16 protein-coding genes and 1 tRNA gene are annotated in these 16,752 nt (G+C 47.6%); 8 read left to right on the top strand and 9 right to left on the bottom strand.

Annotation, left to right across the window (positions count from 1 at the left end):
• Positions 1-12 precede the first annotated feature (12 nt).
• Genes pdxA through lptD form a run of 3 tightly spaced genes read right to left on the bottom strand, consistent with a single transcriptional unit; the run spans position 13 to position 4,702 of the window.
• Positions 13-1,005, bottom strand: a complete 993-nt coding sequence (pdxA, locus tag FCU94_RS01820) for a 4-hydroxythreonine-4-phosphate dehydrogenase PdxA (RefSeq protein WP_441351733.1) — start codon at positions 1,003-1,005, stop codon at positions 13-15.
• Positions 995-2,287 carry a peptidylprolyl isomerase SurA gene (gene surA, locus FCU94_RS01825; protein WP_176286855.1) on the bottom strand — a complete coding sequence of 431 codons (1,293 nt, stop codon included), beginning with the start codon at positions 2,285-2,287 and terminating at the stop codon, positions 995-997. Before surA ends, pdxA begins: the two co-directional genes overlap by 11 nt.
• Positions 2,288-2,341: 54 nt before the next feature.
• Positions 2,342-4,702 carry an LPS assembly protein LptD gene (gene lptD / locus FCU94_RS01830; protein ID WP_176286856.1) on the bottom strand — a complete coding sequence of 787 codons (2,361 nt, stop codon included), beginning with the start codon at positions 4,700-4,702 and terminating at the stop codon, positions 2,342-2,344.
• Between the two features lie 147 nt (positions 4,703-4,849).
• Here lptD and djlA point away from each other — a divergent pair, with 147 nt between their 5' ends.
• Together djlA and FCU94_RS01840 are read left to right on the top strand one after the other, a co-directional pair.
• On the top strand, positions 4,850-5,695 hold the full coding sequence (gene djlA / locus FCU94_RS01835) for a co-chaperone DjlA (RefSeq protein WP_176286857.1): 846 nt from the start codon (positions 4,850-4,852) through the stop codon (positions 5,693-5,695).
• A 128-nt stretch (positions 5,696-5,823) separates the two neighbouring features.
• Positions 5,824-6,978 (top strand): HD-GYP domain-containing protein, encoded by a 1,155-nt coding sequence (locus FCU94_RS01840; RefSeq protein WP_176286858.1) that lies wholly within the window; start codon positions 5,824-5,826, stop codon positions 6,976-6,978.
• A gap of 31 nt (positions 6,979-7,009) precedes the next feature.
• Here the strand turns inward: FCU94_RS01840 and FCU94_RS01845 are convergent.
• The 5 genes from FCU94_RS01845 to rpsU all read right to left on the bottom strand — a co-directional run bounded on the left by FCU94_RS01845 (position 7,010) and on the right by rpsU (position 11,738).
• Positions 7,010-7,085 (bottom strand) — tRNA-Ile (locus FCU94_RS01845).
• 148 nt (positions 7,086-7,233) lie between these two features.
• Positions 7,234-9,090 carry an RNA polymerase sigma factor RpoD gene (gene rpoD, locus FCU94_RS01850; protein WP_176286859.1) on the bottom strand — a complete coding sequence of 619 codons (1,857 nt, stop codon included), beginning with the start codon at positions 9,088-9,090 and terminating at the stop codon, positions 7,234-7,236.
• Positions 9,091-9,188: 98 nt separating this feature from the next.
• The gene (gene dnaG, locus FCU94_RS01855) at positions 9,189-10,946 is read right to left on the bottom strand and encodes a DNA primase (protein WP_176286860.1); all 1,758 of its coding nucleotides are present in this window, start codon (positions 10,944-10,946) and stop codon (positions 9,189-9,191) included.
• 106 nt (positions 10,947-11,052) lie between these two features.
• Positions 11,053-11,496: a GatB/YqeY domain-containing protein gene (locus tag FCU94_RS01860; RefSeq protein WP_176286861.1), complete on the bottom strand. Its 444-nt coding sequence runs from the start codon at positions 11,494-11,496 to the stop codon at positions 11,053-11,055.
• A 26-nt stretch (positions 11,497-11,522) separates the two neighbouring features.
• On the bottom strand, positions 11,523-11,738 hold the full coding sequence (gene rpsU / locus FCU94_RS01865; RefSeq protein WP_001145625.1) for a 30S ribosomal protein S21: 216 nt from the start codon (positions 11,736-11,738) through the stop codon (positions 11,523-11,525).
• Between the two features lie 228 nt (positions 11,739-11,966).
• Between rpsU and tsaD the strand changes: the two genes are divergently transcribed.
• Together tsaD and FCU94_RS01875 are read left to right on the top strand one after the other, a co-directional pair.
• On the top strand, positions 11,967-12,983 hold the full coding sequence (gene tsaD, locus FCU94_RS01870; RefSeq protein WP_176286862.1) for a tRNA (adenosine(37)-N6)-threonylcarbamoyltransferase complex transferase subunit TsaD: 1,017 nt from the start codon (positions 11,967-11,969) through the stop codon (positions 12,981-12,983).
• Between the two features lie 121 nt (positions 12,984-13,104).
• Positions 13,105-13,920, top strand: coding sequence for an alpha/beta fold hydrolase (locus FCU94_RS01875; RefSeq protein WP_176286863.1), 816 nt, complete (start codon positions 13,105-13,107; stop codon positions 13,918-13,920).
• A 26-nt stretch (positions 13,921-13,946) separates the two neighbouring features.
• Here FCU94_RS01875 and plsY read toward each other — a convergent pair whose 3' ends face one another.
• Positions 13,947-14,558, bottom strand: a complete 612-nt coding sequence (gene plsY / locus FCU94_RS01880) for a glycerol-3-phosphate 1-O-acyltransferase PlsY (protein ID WP_176286864.1) — start codon at positions 14,556-14,558, stop codon at positions 13,947-13,949.
• 156 nt (positions 14,559-14,714) lie between these two features.
• On the opposite strand from plsY, the gene folB reads away from it, so the two are divergent.
• The 4 genes from folB to ftsB all read left to right on the top strand — a co-directional run bounded on the left by folB (position 14,715) and on the right by ftsB (position 16,751).
• Positions 14,715-15,068, top strand: a complete 354-nt coding sequence (folB, locus tag FCU94_RS01885; RefSeq protein ID WP_176286865.1) for a bifunctional dihydroneopterin aldolase/7,8-dihydroneopterin epimerase — start codon at positions 14,715-14,717, stop codon at positions 15,066-15,068.
• Positions 15,065-15,553 (top strand): 2-amino-4-hydroxy-6-hydroxymethyldihydropteridine diphosphokinase, encoded by a 489-nt coding sequence (gene folK, locus FCU94_RS01890; RefSeq protein WP_176286866.1) that lies wholly within the window; start codon positions 15,065-15,067, stop codon positions 15,551-15,553. Before folB ends, folK begins: the two co-directional genes overlap by 4 nt.
• 14 nt (positions 15,554-15,567) lie before the next feature.
• On the top strand, positions 15,568-16,371 hold the full coding sequence (locus tag FCU94_RS01895) for an undecaprenyl-diphosphate phosphatase (RefSeq protein ID WP_176286867.1): 804 nt from the start codon (positions 15,568-15,570) through the stop codon (positions 16,369-16,371).
• 101 nt (positions 16,372-16,472) lie between these two features.
• Positions 16,473-16,751, top strand: coding sequence for a cell division protein FtsB (gene ftsB, locus FCU94_RS01900; protein ID WP_176286993.1), 279 nt, complete (start codon positions 16,473-16,475; stop codon positions 16,749-16,751).
• The last annotated feature ends 1 nt before the right edge of the window (position 16,752 follow it).

Consider the following 16,752-nt stretch of genomic DNA (forward strand, 5'->3'; position numbering starts at 1 on the left):
AATTCTCTCAAGTTAATTGGTTTTCTTATCGACTAGCTCAATGGCATGAGCCAACGCCGTTCTGAAGCTCCCTGTGTCCGCACTGCCAGTCCCTGCAAGGTCGAGTGCGGTTCCGTGATCAACGGAGGTCCGAATAAATGGTAGACCCAAAGTTATGTTCACTGAGCGTCCAAAACCTTTGTACTTTAATACTGGAAGTACCTGATCGTGATACATCCCGAGTACCGCGTCAGCCTGTTGTAGATACTTTTGGTTAAAAATAGTATCGGCAGGTAGCGGTCCGATTAAATTGTAGCCTTTTTGCTGACGAATCTTTTCCAGCGTAGGCGTGATCGTTTGGATCTCTTCTGTGCCCAAACAGCCATCTTCTCCCGCATGAGGGTTGAGACCACAAACATAGATATTCGGCGCGGGGATCGCAAACTTCTCGACCAAATCATGGTGGAGAATATCGAGAATGCTCTCGAGCCTATCTTCAGTCACCGCTTTTGACACATAAGCCAGCGGGATATGGGTGGTAACTAAAGCAACGCGTAGCCCTTCTGTCGCCAGCATCATAACCACAAGTGGTGTGTTAGACTTCTCGGCAAAGAACTCAGTGTGACCACTAAAAGCCACCCCAGCGCGATTGATCACCCCTTTGTGTACAGGGCCGGTGACAATAGCATCAAATTCACCATTCATACAGCCTAATGCGGCTCTTTCTAAAGTATTTAATACGTAGTGGCCATTGCTTTCATCGAGTTGGCCTGCTACCACCGGATTGGCGACAGGAATATGGTCGACCACCAGAGAGCCGGCTTTTTGCGCGATGATGGCATCTTCAGTACGGTAATCAATCAGTTCAACATCAATACCAAGCGCTTGTGCGCGCTCAGCAAGCATGTTTTTGTCGGCACAAACGACGATTTGGTGTGTCCAGCTCTCTTTCGAAAGCGCGAGAACTAAATCTGGGCCAATGCCTGCCGGTTCTCCGGCGGTGACGATAATGCGTTTAACTGTCATCTTGATCATTCACTACTTCAACAAACGCGCTAGCGCGCATTTCTTGCAGCCAAGCACTCGCTTCTTCGTTGAACTTTCGATTGAATAGAATTCGGTAAGCTCGGTTCTTCATCGCAGAGTCAGTACGGTCGACTTCGCGGCGGTCGAGTACTTCGACGATGTGCCAGCCGTGCACGGTTTTGAATGGTTCGCTGATTTTTCCGGTCGGCAGTGTATCAATTTGATGTTTGAACTCAGGAACATATAAGTCTGAGGTTTGATAACCGAGTTCGCCGTCTTGTGCTGCTGAACCAGGATCTTGACTGTACTGTTGTGCCATTTCTGCAAACGTGGCCTCACCCGCCTTGATGCGCGCGATGATTTCATTAAGCTCTTTCTTAACACCTTCATCACTCAAGATAACCGTAGGCTTAATAAGAATGTGACGTGCATTTATCTCGGTGACGGCGACGGTCTCTAGCCCTTTAACATCATCAATTTTCAGGATGTGGAAGCCAACACCACTACGAAAGGGACCAATCACGCTGCCTTTGTTCTGCAATTTGATTTGGTCGGCAAAAATGGTTGGCATTTCCTCTTTACGCATCCAGCCCCAATCGCCACCTTGCAAGGCTTTCGGGCCTTTTGAGTAGGTATAAGCCATGGTGCTAAAGTCGGCGCCTTGGTTCAGTTTTTCAACCAATTGATTGGCTTGTGCTTCGATGGCGGCTTTATCATCACCGTCGCTGACTCGTAGCTGAATATGGCTGATTTTATACTGTACTGTGGCGCTGGTTTCTTGAGCCAGAAGCTCTGCCAAGTTTTCGACTTCAGCTGGTAGGATATTGATTCGTTGACGAACTAGGGCGTTGCGCGCTTCACTTGCCGCGATTTCTTTACGAATTTGCTCACGAAACTCAGCGTAGTCCAAACCTTCTTGCTCCATTGCCGCACTGAGTTGCTCCACCGTTTGTTGGTTGTTGCTGGCGATTTCTGCGATAGCTTGGTTGAGGCGATTGTCATCAATACGTACGCCGATGCGTTCAGCTTCTTGCTGCTGGATGGTATCGACAATTAATTTTTCCACCACTTGCTCACGCAGAATGTCTTCTTCAGGTAAGGCTTGGCCACTTTTTTTTGCGTTTGCTTTTAATGACTTAATCGATGCCTCGATATCACTTTGCAGCACCACGCTGCTGTTTACGATGACGGCAACCTTATCTAATGCCACTGGCTCTGCTTGTGCTGCATTTAACGTGCTGGTCGCACATAGAGCCAAGAGCGCGTGTTTCCAAAATCTCATTCAAGAACCTATAAAATATAATTAGCCTGCAGAGTTAGACAGCAGGCTATTGAATTAGTTGTTTAAGAAGAATGGGCGGCCATAACCTAATGAGTTACCCGCACTGTCTAAGCCTGCTAGCCCTGAACCTGCACCTATCTTGGTACCAAAGCCAATAATACCAAAGTTCAGGCTAAAGTTACTTTCGTACATCGGTGTGGCGGTTGTGGTGTTGATATAGTCACCGTCCCAGCCTTGTAACTGTTTGCTGTAGGTAAAACCAATGTACCAACAATCAGACGTATAGTTCAGTCGCGTCAACCACTCGAGCGCTTCATCGGTGGTAATGTCATAGAAGTATTGTGCACTGGCGTTCCAACGGCGGGATATCTGATAACCTGCCAGTAGTCCGGCCTGAGAAATGCCGTCTGGAGTGATGCTATCGATATTAAAGTCGACTGTATTATCAATATATTCCTTGGTGACGTAGCGATAGTTGCCTTGAAGATAACCCCCACTGAAGCGGTACTCTAGCGTGCTGTTACCTAACTGAACTTCACCGGTATCGATATCATACTGAATCCCTCCATGGTAGAAGAGATAGTCATCGTAGTTGAAGTCCATCTCGACGGCCCAGGCTGAATAGTTCGAAGGCGAGTCGCTCGGTGAATCAATACGTTGATTGGCATCTAAGTAGATAATTTGACCAAACGAAATATTCAATCGTTCCTTAAATCCATCATCAAAGAAGCGAGTCGAGGCACCATAGCTAAACTGGTTGGCGGCGGCGATCTCATCAACACCACTAAATTTACGACTACGGAACAAACCGTAGTAGTCGGTTTGCAGCAAGGTGGTATCGTATTTGGCGATGTCGCTTTGATCTTCTTTCGGTACATAAAGGTACTGAACTTGAGGCTCAAGCGTTTGGGTATAGTTATCAAATATCACCGTATCGCGTTCTAACACAACACCTGCGTGAGAGCGAAACTCCGGGATAACGCGCGAAACGTTTTCTTTTAATCCATAGTATGGATTGCTCGACCCATTAGCCAGAGTTTGAGATGTAGTATCGACCCCCTCTAACTCTTGTTGATAGTATGTGCCGAGTAATCTTGCTTCAGTGGTCCAGCTACCCCAAGTCGTGCCTACAGGTATTGCAAAGCCCGGTTCGATGTGAACGCGAGTTGCAGAGGGTTTACCTTCAGCGTCGGTATCAAAGCGCGAAACATGACTTTTCATATCAAAGTCGAGGTAGCGCATAAGTGCCGGCGCGTAGTAGTTAAACTCTAATTGAGGCAGTAGGCGGTATGGTAAATTGTTAGTGGTCGTGAGTACCTGAAAGTCACGCGCCAATATTGACGCATCCCAACTGTTGGAACGGTATGTCGCTCTCGCTTCTTGAATCAATTGCCCGTCTTCGCGGTTACCAATCCCAGAGTCGATATCAGAGAAGTAACGTATATCGCTGACTTTCGAGTAATCAGCTTCAAACTTCCAGTTCTCTTGGAAAATCCCGGTGTGTTGCCATTGGAAACCCCAACGGTCACCATACTCCGGGTATTTCTTATCGTCATGCAAGTACTCGGACTTCAAAGTGCTGAAACCAAAGTCGGAGAGATAACGGAATTCACTGTTGAGTTGAGTTCCCCGCTTTTGCATATACTTGAGCGTTGTCTCTAGATCGTAGTTAGGTGCCAAGTTCCAGTAGATAGGCACTTCCATTTCAAAGCCGTCACTCGAGCCATACGAGACCGTAGGGTAGAGGAAGCCTGTTTTGCGCGTATCGCCAATAGGCACGGTTAGAAATGGCAGGTAGAACACTGGCACATTAACAATTTCAAAGCGTGGATTATAGAAGGTCGCTTCTTCTTCGTTTTGGTCGATATCGATGCTGGTGGCACGCATGCGCCATGACTTATCGCCTTCCGGGCATGAGGTAATGGTGCCATCTTCAATTTCGTAGACAGCCTTGCCAGTTTTGGCTACGTAGACCGCTTCGCCTCGGCCAGGTTCACACAAGAATTGATATTGGGTATTCTCGAGTGTCACCTCTTCAGTGTTAAGGTTATTGGTGGCTTTGTCTGAAATGGTTTTTATTTCGCCGTCGCTAAAGGTCACATTGCCTTCAGCGACAACAATGTTTTCTTGTTGGTGCATGGTGACGTTGTCCGCCTGCATGCGCTTTTTACCCTGAACCACGACTACATTGCCGTGATAGGTTGCTTTATCACCATTTATCGCTTCTAGGCTGTCTGCTTCGACATTCACCGGAAGTTGATTAGGATTTTCTGGTTCAGGTTCGTTGATCAGACATTGATCTATAGCGGGCAGTTCCTGCACACTATCGTCTAATATAGTTTCTGCTTGAGTCTGAGGCACTAAAAACGCAGCACCGATCGAGGCGGCTAACAAGGTGCGGGGAAAACGTGACATCGAGTTTTACTATCCTGTTGAACTTGATATATCCGGTGAATAGGAGACCGAACAAAAAAATGACGGACCTTATCATAAAGTAATTTAGAGCTTACAGCACTATCAGACCGCGTTACGATGTAAAAATTCATAGATTGAGAGCACATAATGCATATTTTCGGCAAAATCCTTGGTACTTTTTTTGGTTTCCTATTTGGTGGGCCATTCGGTGCGTTGTTGGGCCTGTTCATTGGTCATCAATTCGACAAAGCGCGTCGCCTTCGCCAGGCTGGTTTCAATGGTGGTTTTGGCAGCGGGCCAAGTCAAACGGAACGTCAGGAGGAGTTTTTCAAAGCGGCGTTTGCTGTTATGGGCCATGTCGCCAAAGCCAAGGGGCAAGTTACTCGAGAAGAGATTCAGCTTGCGACCATGATGATGGACAGAATGAGTCTCCACGGTGAACAGCGCCGCGCGGCTCAAAATGCTTTTCGAGAGGGCAAAGAGTCTGATTTCCCTTTAGATACGGTGTTGGAGCGAGTTCGCATTTCCTCTGATGGCCGTTATGACCTAATACAGTTTTTCCTTGAGCTGCAAATTTCCGCCGCTTTTGCTGATGGAGAACTTCATCCAAGCGAGCGCAATGTGCTGCATAAAATTGCGCGTGGTTTAGGTTTTTCGTCAGAGCAACTTGAGCAGCGACTGCGTATGCAAGAGGCCGCGTTTCGTTTTCAACACGGTGGTTTCGGTGGTCAAGGACAATCACAGCAATCGAATGGTGGTTGGCAGCAAGCTCAAGGGGCCCATCAGCTCAGTGATGCGTATAAGCTGCTTGGTATCGATAGCAGCTCAGACGCAAAAACGGTCAAACGTGCTTATCGCAAGTTGATGAACGAGCATCATCCCGACAAGCTTATGGCAAAAGGTCTACCGCCCGAAATGATGAACGTTGCCAAGGAAAAAGCTCAAGAGATTCAAAACGCGTATGACTTAATTAAAAAGAGCAAGGGCTTTTAACGCTATTGATCGATGACAAAGAGAGTTGTCATCGATCAATAAAGCGATTAATTGATAGAATTGTTATTGGCAATAATCGCCCCCCCGTGACTACAATTAGTTCAAGGGAGAGGGGGCTGTGTCAAGTTATGGAAGCAACAATAGACTGCATGGCGTTTCAACCGCCATGCCATCATCAACTGAATCATAAATTTGCCGCTATTCAGCAACGCATGCAGGTTCATCACGCCACAATCGATAGGGTATGCTTTGTTTTGTATGACCCCTGTGACCATCTACTTAAAACCTACGCAGATAGCGCTCAGCAATGCTTGAGTGGTGTCCACATTCAGGCTCCGATTAGCGGCTTACCCGCGTTAAAACCTTGCTTAGAGAGTCGCCGTCATGCCGTTTTTTCGGATTTACGCGAGCTAAGGTCTTGCTCGCTTATCCAGCGCTTTCTTGAACAAGGCTATCATTCTAGTTTGGTGTGGCCGGTATTCTCAGCCAAACAGTTCCTTGGTTTTATCTTTGCCCTCTCATCGCAAGTCGATGCGTTTGAAGAGCGAGATCTAACTCATTTGGCTCCATACTTGAATATGCTGCAGTCAACGGTTTTATCGGAATTTGAGTTGGTCAGTGCACTGCTCACCAAGGCGCATTCGCTCGTGGCACGCTCACCGATTTATCAGCGTGAGTCGAGCGCTCATAAACAGAGAATGGCGGCGTATTGTGAGCTTATGGCTTTAGGTTTAGCTGAGCGTTATGACTTTGATGACGAATGGATTGAGCACTTAAGCTTGTTCGCTCAGTTTCACGATATCGGTAAAGTCATGTTGCCGCCTGAGCTGTTATGCAAGCAAGAACAATTGACTCGCGACGAGGTCGTTCAGTTACAAAGGCATATCGAACACGGTGAACAGTTGCTTGAAGAGTTTGCCCACCAACTGGGGGAATCCGAGCACCCTGCGGTTAAACTTTTTGGCCAAGTGATCGCCCATCATTATGAGTTTCTTGACGGCAGCGGTTACCCTCGTCAACTAAAAGGCGAGCAGATACCGATTAGCAGCCGTATCGTCTGTGTGGCGAATATCTTCGATGCATTGACCAGTCATAAGCCTTACAAACAAGCTTGGTCGATTCCTTACGCGATGATAGAGCTAGGTAAAATGGTGGCAGAAGGCAAACTCGACGGTGAGTGCGTCAACGTATTGCGCGAGAATCAAACGGCACTCAAAGCGATAGTTGAGCGTTATCCAGAGCGAGACCCTAAAGATGGTGGTTATGAAAGGCAAAAGGCGTAGTAGGTATTAACCTGCTACGCCTTCTGGAATATGGTGGCCCCTCGCAGACTTGAACTGCGGACCAATCGATTATGAGTCGACTGCTCTAACCACTGAGCTAAGGGGCCGTGTAGGGCAATGATTATAGGGGATGACGATCTAGCTGTCTAGACGCTATCAGAGCTAAATGCGCTTAGTTTTTATCCACTTAAAACATCCAGAGACAAAAAAGGTGAGCATTTGCTCACCTTTTCATCATTCGCTAGTCTGTAACGATTATTCGTCTAGGAAGCTGCGCAGAGTTTCTGAACGGCTAGGGTGACGCAGTTTACGTAGCGCTTTTGCCTCAATCTGACGAATACGCTCACGGGTCACGTCGAACTGCTTGCCCACCTCTTCTAGCGTGTGGTCCGTGTTCATATCGATACCAAAACGCATACGTAGGACTTTTGCTTCACGAGGGGTTAGACCCGCGAGTACATCCTTGGTTGCGACTTTGAGACTTCCCGCAGTGGCAGAGTCTAGTGGTAGCTCCAGCGTCGTATCTTCAATGAAATCACCTAGATGCGAGTCTTCGTCGTCACCAATTGGTGTTTCCATCGAGATTGGCTCTTTAGCGATCTTGAGTACTTTACGAATCTTATCTTCTGGCATCTGCATGCGTTCTGCCAGCTCTTCCGGTAACGGCTCACGACCCATCTCTTGCAGCATTTGACGAGAGATACGGTTGAGTTTGTTGATCGTTTCGATCATGTGTACCGGAATACGAATCGTACGTGCTTGGTCTGCGATAGAGCGAGTGATCGCTTGGCGAATCCACCAAGTCGCATAAGTCGAGAACTTGTAACCACGGCGGTATTCAAACTTATCGACCGCTTTCATCAGACCGATGTTCCCTTCTTGAATCAGATCCAAGAACTGTAGACCACGGTTGGTGTATTTCTTCGCGATAGAGATAACGAGACGAAGGTTCGCTTCGACCATCTCTTTTTTCGCACGGCGAGCTTTTGCTTCGCCGATCGACATACGACGGCTGATCTCTTTGATGTTCTGTACCGTGAGTGATGTTTCTTCTTCAATCACTTTTAACTTAGAGATTGAACGACGAATGTCATCTTCACTACGGCGAACCTTTTCTGCGTAAGGCTTATCAGAGGCAAGAATCTCATCGAGCCATGCTTCGCTTGATTCGTTACCCGTGAACAGGGTAATAAAAGATTTCTTTGGCATTTTGCCGTATTCAACGGTCGCTCTCATGATGAGGCGCTCTTGAGTACGCACACGCTCCATCGAGGTACGAAGCTCTTCTACTAGGTAGTCAAATTGTTTCGGCGTTAGACGGAACTCTTTGAATACATCGATAACCAGTTCATTCGCGATTTGAGCCTTTGGACTTTCGCGGCCATACTCGTTGCAAGCTAGTTGATAGTTTTGGAACGTGTTGCGCAAAGACGTGAACTTCTCAAGAGCAAGCTCAGGGTCAATGCCTGTATCTTCCTCTTCTGAATCGTCGTCTTCAGACTCCTCATCGTCTTCATCTTCTTCGTCTTCATCTTCTAGATCAGACTCAGCCAGCTCAGAACCAATGTGGGTCGCGGTTGGCGCTGCCGTTTCGTCTGCATCTGGGTCAACGAAGCCAGTGATAAGGTCGGTAAGACGGAGCTCTTCGGCTTGAACTTTATCAAATTGCTCTAAAATGTATGGGATAGTGCCCGGATACTCCGCTACAGCATTTTGAACTTGGTTAATACCATCTTCAATACGCTTCGCGATATCGATCTCGCCTTCACGAGTCAATAGTTCAACTGTCCCCATTTCGCGCATGTACATGCGCACTGGGTCAGTGGTGCGGCCGATTTCGTTTTCTACGCTCGATAGCGCAGCTGCAGCGGCTTCTGCTGCATCCTCATCGGTGATTGTATCATCATCGTTTAGAGCAAGATCATCGGCGTCTGGAGCCGTTTCTACGACTCGGATGCCCATGTCGTTGATCATCTGAATGATGTCTTCGACCTGTTCTGAATCGACAATTTCTGCCGGCAGGTGGTCGTTTACTTCTGCGTAGGTCAGATAGCCTTGTTCTTTGCCTTTAATGACAAGTTGCTTTAGCTGTGACTGCGGATTTTGATCCATAGACGGTATCCAACTTAGTATCTGGTGAAGGAATTAGTATGCGAGTTGCAAACCACACATCTTAACAAATTTATTTATTGCTGACTATTCGAACAGGGTTACGCTTTTAAATCTAGCATTAAGGCTAGCAGCTCCCTTCTTTCTTCGGTTGATAAACCGACACTTCTTTCTTTGGCCTGCAGGTTTTCAATTTGTTTTTCAACGCATTGGGCAATAATTTTGTCCAATGAGTCTAAAAATATATCTTGTTCATTATCGTCGTCGAGGGGGATTTCCCATCCTGCAAGACGCGATAATAGCGCTTCGTGGCGACTATTTCGCCAGTGCTCAAGCAACTGGCCTGTAGTGATATTGGGATGCTGATGGCAATATTCAAGCACTTCCACAAATAAACTTAGTCCCGGTACTGTTAATTCACGCACACTCGAAAGATCCGGTACCATTTCAGCATAGCTCGGATTTTGAATAAGCAAAGCGATGACCTCGCGCATTGGAGTGCGTTTAATCTCTTTATGCGGTTGGGGCCGGGTTTCACTGTTTTTCTTGCGCGGCTGGCGTAAGCGATTGTCAAAACCAGTCCGCTCATCGAGCAGCTTTTCCAATAGTTCTTGAAAGTAAGGATCAGGAATTTTCTCGATCAAAGCGCTGGAATGGGCGCGAAGTGCTGACTTACCTTCATGAGTGCCTAGGTTGAGCTGGTGAATTTCGATCAAGTTATCGAATAAATAGCTCGATAGTGACGTGGCTTGCTCTATTTGCTGCTCTAGTGCTGGCTTACCGTGCTTGCGTACGTAACTATCCGGGTCTTCGCCATCAGGCAAGAACAAAAACTTGAGAGTGTTGCCGGTTTTTAAGTACTGCAATGCATTTTCGAGCGCACGCCAAGCGGCTTCTCGACCTGCGCGGTCGCCGTCATAACAACAGACCACGGTATTGGTTTGGCGAAATAGCAGTTGGATATGATCCCCAGTGGTCGATGTGCCGAGTGAAGCCACAGAATAGTCGACACCATATTGTGCGAGAGCCACCACATCCATATAGCCTTCAACGACGAGGATTTGCTTAGGTTCACGGTGTGCTTGCATTACCTCGTAAAGGCCATACAGCTCTTTACCTTTGTGGAAAATCGGCGTTTCTGGCGAGTTGAGATATTTGGGGGTGCCTTCGCCAATTACTCGTCCACCAAAGCCGATGACACGCCCGCGGCGATCGCGAATTGGGAACATGACTCGACCGCGGAAGCGGTCGTAGCGATTGCCTTTGTCGTTCTCGATCAACATCCCACCAGAAACCAGCATCTCTTGTGTCTGTGGGCTTTGACCAAAGTTTTTGCGAACTAGGTCCCACTCATCAGCGACATAGCCGATACCAAATTTTTGGACGATTTGGCCTGATAATCCGCGTTCTTTCAGGTAATCAATGGCTACTTTGCTGCTGGGATGTTTCAGTTGATCACGATAAAACTGAGCAATGCTGCCCATAATGTCGTAGAGGTTGCGTTTTTGTTCAGAACTGGCCTTTGGCTGATTAGATTGAAAACCACCCCCTTGGCGTTGCTCTCTTGGTACCTCTAAACCGAGAAAAGAAGCGAGCTCTTCAATCGCTTCAACAAAGTCCAGACGCTCGTATTCCATCATAAAGTCGATGGCGTTACCGTGTACGCCACAGCCAAAGCAGTGATAAAACTGCTTTTCCTGGCTAACGCTAAATGAAGGGGTTTTTTCGTTGTGGAATGGGCAACAAGCGCCGTAGTTTTTGCCTTTTTTCTTAAGTTTTACGCGAGCGTCAATAATGTCGACGATATCGAGTCGAGCGAGGAGATCATCAATGAAACTACGAGGGATGTGTCCTGCCATAAAACCTTAGAAAAACGCACTAACTAAAAATAAATCGAGAGAGGAGATACAAACAAGCCGTGCATTCCGAAGGATAGCACGGCTTGTTGCAATTTGATTTGGGTAATTAAGCCAGTTTAGCGCGAACTAAACCGCTCACTTTACCCATGTCTGCACGCCCTTGAATTTTTGGCTTGAGAACGCCCATCACTTTACCCATGTCTTGCATGCCCGCGGCACCGGATTCAGCAATTGCACTTTCAATCAGTGCAGCCACTTCTTCTTCGGTCAGCGGTTGAGGCATAAAGTCCTCAAGTACTGTGATTTCTGCTTTCTCAGCGTCAGCTAAATCTTGACGATTGGCTGATTCATATTGAGCGACAGAGTCGCGACGCTGTTTAACCATTTTAGTCAGCACGGCAAGGATGTCGTCGTCGCCCAGAGTAATCTGTTCGTCCACTTCACGTTGCTTAACGGCTGCGAGAGCTAAACGGATAGTGCCAAGGCGCGTTTTGTCCTTGGCTTTCATCGCTAATTTTTGCTCTTCTTTGAGCTTGTCAATAAGAGCCATAACTAGAATCCTTTTGGACTTAGTTATTAGTACAGGCGAACGCGACGAGCGTTTTCGCGAGCTAGCTTCTTAGCGTGACGCTTTTGAGCTGCTGCTTTAGCGCGTTTGCGAACTGTAGTTGGTTTTTCGTAGTGCTCACGACGACGCACTTCAGAAAGGATACCTGCTTTTTCGCAAGAGCGTTTGAAACGACGTAGAGCAACGTCGAACGGTTCGTTTTCACGTACTTTAACTACTGGCATATGCCTTTCACCTCAGGGGTTATTCGTTAATGCTGACTTCACACGACTTAGTTTACAGACTAGGCCTACAATCAGCTTGATCAAAAATGGTGCGGAATTTTAATCCGATCACACTAGCTTTGTAAAGTATTTTGTTGGGTAGAGTTTGCACAAAATTTGTTTGCAAAGCGAAGGCACGGTAAGATTGCGCCAATTTTGAATCAAACCTCTCAACCAGCAAGGTAAACCATGCGCATTATTGGTATCGAAACCTCTTGTGATGAAACGGGTATCGCCATCTATGACGATGAGAAAGGCCTACTTTCACACAAGCTCTACAGTCAAGTTAAGTTACATGCTGACTACGGTGGTGTAGTGCCTGAACTGGCTTCTCGCGATCACGTTAAAAAGACCATTCCTCTGATTAAAGCGGCAATGGCCGAGGCTGATGTCACGCCGGCTGATATTGACGGTGTGGCTTATACCGCGGGTCCAGGTTTGGTTGGGGCGTTGCTAGTCGGCGCGACCATTGGTCGCAGTTTAGCTTACGCTTGGGGGGTACCTGCGGTTCCTGTCCATCATATGGAAGGTCATTTACTTGCGCCAATGTTGGAAGATAACCCACCACCTTTCCCATTTGTTGCGGTACTGGTGTCGGGCGGTCACACCATGATGGTGGAAGTGAAAGGCATTGGTGAATACAAAATTCTTGGCGAGTCGATTGATGACGCCGCAGGTGAGGCGTTTGATAAAACCGCGAAACTGATGGGGTTGGATTACCCCGGCGGGCCGCTTTTATCTAAATTGGCTGAAAAAGGCACTCCTGGCCGGTTTAAGTTTCCGCGCCCGATGACGGACAGACCAGGACTCGATATGAGTTTCTCGGGGCTGAAAACCTTTACTGCCAATACGATTGCCGCCAATGGTGATGATGAGCAAACTCGAGCCGATATTGCTCTTGCGTTTGAAGAAGCGGTGTGCGCGACGCTAACCATTAAGTGTAAGCGTGCGCTAGAGCAGACCGGCTTTAAGCGTATTGTGATTGCAGGTGGTGTGAGTGCCAACCGCCGTTTGCGCGCTGATCTTGAGCAGCTCGCAAAGAAAATCGCTGGCGAAGTCTACTATCCACGCACAGAGTTTTGTACCGACAACGGCGCTATGATTGCCTATGCGGGGATGCAACGTCTGAAAAATGGTGAAGTCGCCGATTTAGCCGTGCAAGCAACACCGCGCTGGCCGATTGATCAGCTGCACCCGATCGATTAACCCGAATCATCGAACATTTTCTAAGTCGCCATAGTGGCGACTTTTTTAATGAAGCTCGGATCTGTTGAGTGTCTGCAAGGTGGTAGGCTGGCGGAATAACAATAATGAGATGGATTAGACAATGAATAAGTTTAGCGTAGATGGTCGCGAGATGGCCTACTTGGATGTGGGCCAAGGCCCGGCGATTGTGTTTGGTCACAGCTATTTGTGGGATAGTGCAATGTGGGCGCCTCAAGTTGAAGTGTTGAGTCAGCACTACCGCTGTATTGTGCCAGAACTTTGGGCGCACGGTCAGTCTGAGTTTGCGCCGGACACAACGCGTTCGTTAGCCGATTATGCTCGGCATATAGTGGCTCTGATGGACCATTTAGATCTCGAACAGTTTTCGATCGTTGGGCTCTCTGTTGGCGGTATGTGGGGAACCGAAGTTGTTAATTTGGTACCACAACGTGTCCATTCGCTGGTGTTAATGGACACCTTTGTTGGCCTTGAACCTGAAGTCACGCATAACAAATACTTTGCGATGCTCGATACTATTTCGCAAGTTGAAGCGGTTCCTGCCCCAATGATTGAAGCGATTACGCCGTTGTTTTTTGCCGCCAATGTAGAGCAAAACAATCCACAGCTCGCCGCGCAATTTAGTCGGTCGTTGAGCCACTTAACAGGTGAGCGAGCGGTTGAAGTCGCCCGGGTAGGTCGAATGGTGTTTGGTCGACGTGATCAAATGGACGATATTGAGAAGTTTACCCTGCCAGTGTTGATCGCGGTGGGGCAAGAAGATAAACCCCGTCCGGTACTCGAGTCTTACTTGATGCACGATACTATTGCTGGCTCCGAGCTGATTCAGATCCCACACGCTGGGCATATATCCAACCTTGAGCAAGCAGAGTTTGTCACGCAAATGCTCAAAAGCTTCCTAGACAGACATCACGCTTAAGGTATGAAGTCTAACTTAAGCCTCGGTTACGAGGCTTTTTTCAATCCGCTTTTCTTATCGCCAACCTTAGGCTCTGTACCGGAAAACAAGCGTTTGATGTTTTGATGATGACGGAAAACAATCAGGCAACACAGCATGGCTACGGGTAAGGTGTATTGGGGTTTGATCATCCAGGTGTAAAACGGGGCGAGCAGTACGGTGACAATCGCCGCCAGTGATGAGTAGCGAAAGAGAAAGGCGACGCTTATCCAGGTAGCGATGATCATGGCGCTAAGATCTAACCCAATCGGTGCGATGGCGCCAAGCGCAGTTGCGACACCTTTTCCCCCTTTAAAATGGAAAAAAAGCGGATACATATGGCCTAAACAAGCGGCAATGGCGACCACACCTAAAATGATAGGGTCGATGTTTAGGAAGTAGCCACCCCAAACAGGAATGGTGCCTTTTAACATGTCACACAAGAGGACCGCGACGGCCGCTTTCTTTCCGCCGATGCGCAGGACATTAGTCGCGCCGGGATTGTTTGAGCCCACGTCACGTGGATCGGGCAAACGGAGTATTCGGCAGATCAACACTGCACTTGAGATCGAGCCCAAGAGGTAGGCGAAAATGATCATTACCAGTGCTAGTGGGGTCATAGTAGAGTAACTCGTCTGAAACAGGTGTTAGCCAAGCAAGTACCTGATATCATATCGCGCCTGACACGCTCAAACTATGGCATAGGCTTGGTTTGAGATGCAAATAGTACGACTTTTTACCCCGTTAGGGTATCCGACCTGTAAAGGAAGTATCACATGGATAAAGTATTTATCGAGCAATTAGAAGTCATTACCACCATTGGGGTTTACGATTGGGAGCAAGAGATTAAGCAGAAGTTGGTGCTTGATATTGAAATGGCTCACGATAATCGTCCTGCTGGGAAAAGTGATGATGTTGTCGATGCGCTCGATTACGCCCAGGTCAGTCAAGCGGTACTGAGTCATATAGAAGGTGGACGCTTTCTCTTGGTTGAACGTGTTGCAGAAGAGGTGGCCGAGTTGATCATGACGCGCTTTAGCGTACCTTGGATCTCAATTCGCTTAACTAAGCCAGGTGCGGTAGCGCAAGCAAAAGGGGTTGGCGTTGTCATTGAACGAGGCCAGTTATGATCACAACCTATATTGGGGTTGGGTCAAACATACAAAGGCGTAAACATATTGCGGCGGCGATTGATGAGTTGGGGGCTTTAGGGCGGCAACTGCGCCTCTCTACCATTTATGAGTGTGAAGCGGTCGGGTTTAATAGCCATGCGTTTTATAATTTAGTGGTTGAGATGAAAACGTCCTTACATCTAACAGAGTTCGCTCAGCAACTGCGTTCGATTGAGCGCAAGTGGGGACGCGCTGAGAATGCCAACAAGTTTGAGCCTCGAACGATTGATCTCGATATTATTCTATTTGGCGATCAAGTCAGCGAGTCGTCTCCGCAACTGCCACGCAGTGATATTTTTCACTATGCGTTCGTACTTGAACCTCTCAACGAACTCTGCCCGAGTTTGATTGTTCCCAACGATGGACGCCGCATTGAGCAAATATGGCAACAAACCCAGTTTGACTGTGTCCTGACTCCAGTTCCTGTTTGGTTTGATTATTAATTAACGAGATTTTAATGAGTTATTTTGAAGCTTTTGTCTTGGCATTGATCCAAGGCTTGACGGAGTTTTTGCCTATTTCGAGCTCCGCGCACCTGATTTTGCCTTCAGCGATTCTTGGGTGGCAAGACCAAGGGTTGGCATTTGATGTGGCGGTGCATGTCGGTACGTTACTGGCGGTGATGATTTACTTCCGTCATGAGGTGGTCAGCCTATTGCGCGCCTTTTTCGGTTCTATTTTTCATGGTGATCGGAGTAAAGAGGCCAAGCTCGCGTGGATGATACTGCTCGCGACGATTCCAGCTTGTGTGTTTGGGTTGTTGATGAAGGACTTTATCGAGATCTACTTGCGCAGTGCTTGGGTCATCGCGACGACAACCATTGTCTTTGGTCTTTTACTTTGGTACGTCGATAAGCACGCGCCACTGACCGACGATGAGTATCAAGCGGATTGGAAAAAAGCGCTGTTTATTGGCGTAAGCCAAGCTTTGGCGATGATCCCTGGCACGTCACGCTCGGGTGCAACGATCACGGCTGCACTCTATTTAGGTTTTACTCGCGAAGCGGCGGCACGTTTTTCCTTCTTGATGTCGATTCCGATTATTCTCCTAGCTGGAGGATATTTAGGGCTTAAGTTGGTGACCAGCGGTGAACCCGTTCACCTGGGCTTTCTGCTGACGGGGATTGTCACCTCGTTTATCAGCGCTTACGTGTGTATTCACTTCTTCCTAAAGCTGATTTCACGTATGGGTATGACGCCATTCGTGGTTTATCGTTTGATATTAGGCGCAGGCTTGTTTGCGTATCTACTACTTAATTAACCGTGTCAGTTTGACTAAGACCACACAGTGCAATCTCGCGCCACCAGTGACATTGTGATATATATGTGGTCTTTGTTACTTTCCCTTCTTTAATTGACGATATGCGTATTTTTGCTTTGATGTTAACCCTTGTTTTAGGCTGGCTGCAGTATGAACTTTGGCTGGGCAAAAATGGTATTGCAGACTTTCAAGCGGTCAATGCAGAAATTCAGGTTCAGCATCAAGTCAACAACAATTTGAAAGAACGCAATGACGAAATGTTTGCTGAGATCGACGATTTACGCCAAGGGCTTGACGCCATTGAGGAGCGAGCAAGGCATGAACTCGGCATGATAAAAGAAGGCGAGACTTTTTATCGAATTATCGGCGAGGATAATTAAC

The sequence above is a fragment of the Vibrio sp. JPW-9-11-11 genome (assembly GCF_013369335.1).
GTDB lineage: Bacteria > Pseudomonadota > Gammaproteobacteria > Enterobacterales > Vibrionaceae > Vibrio.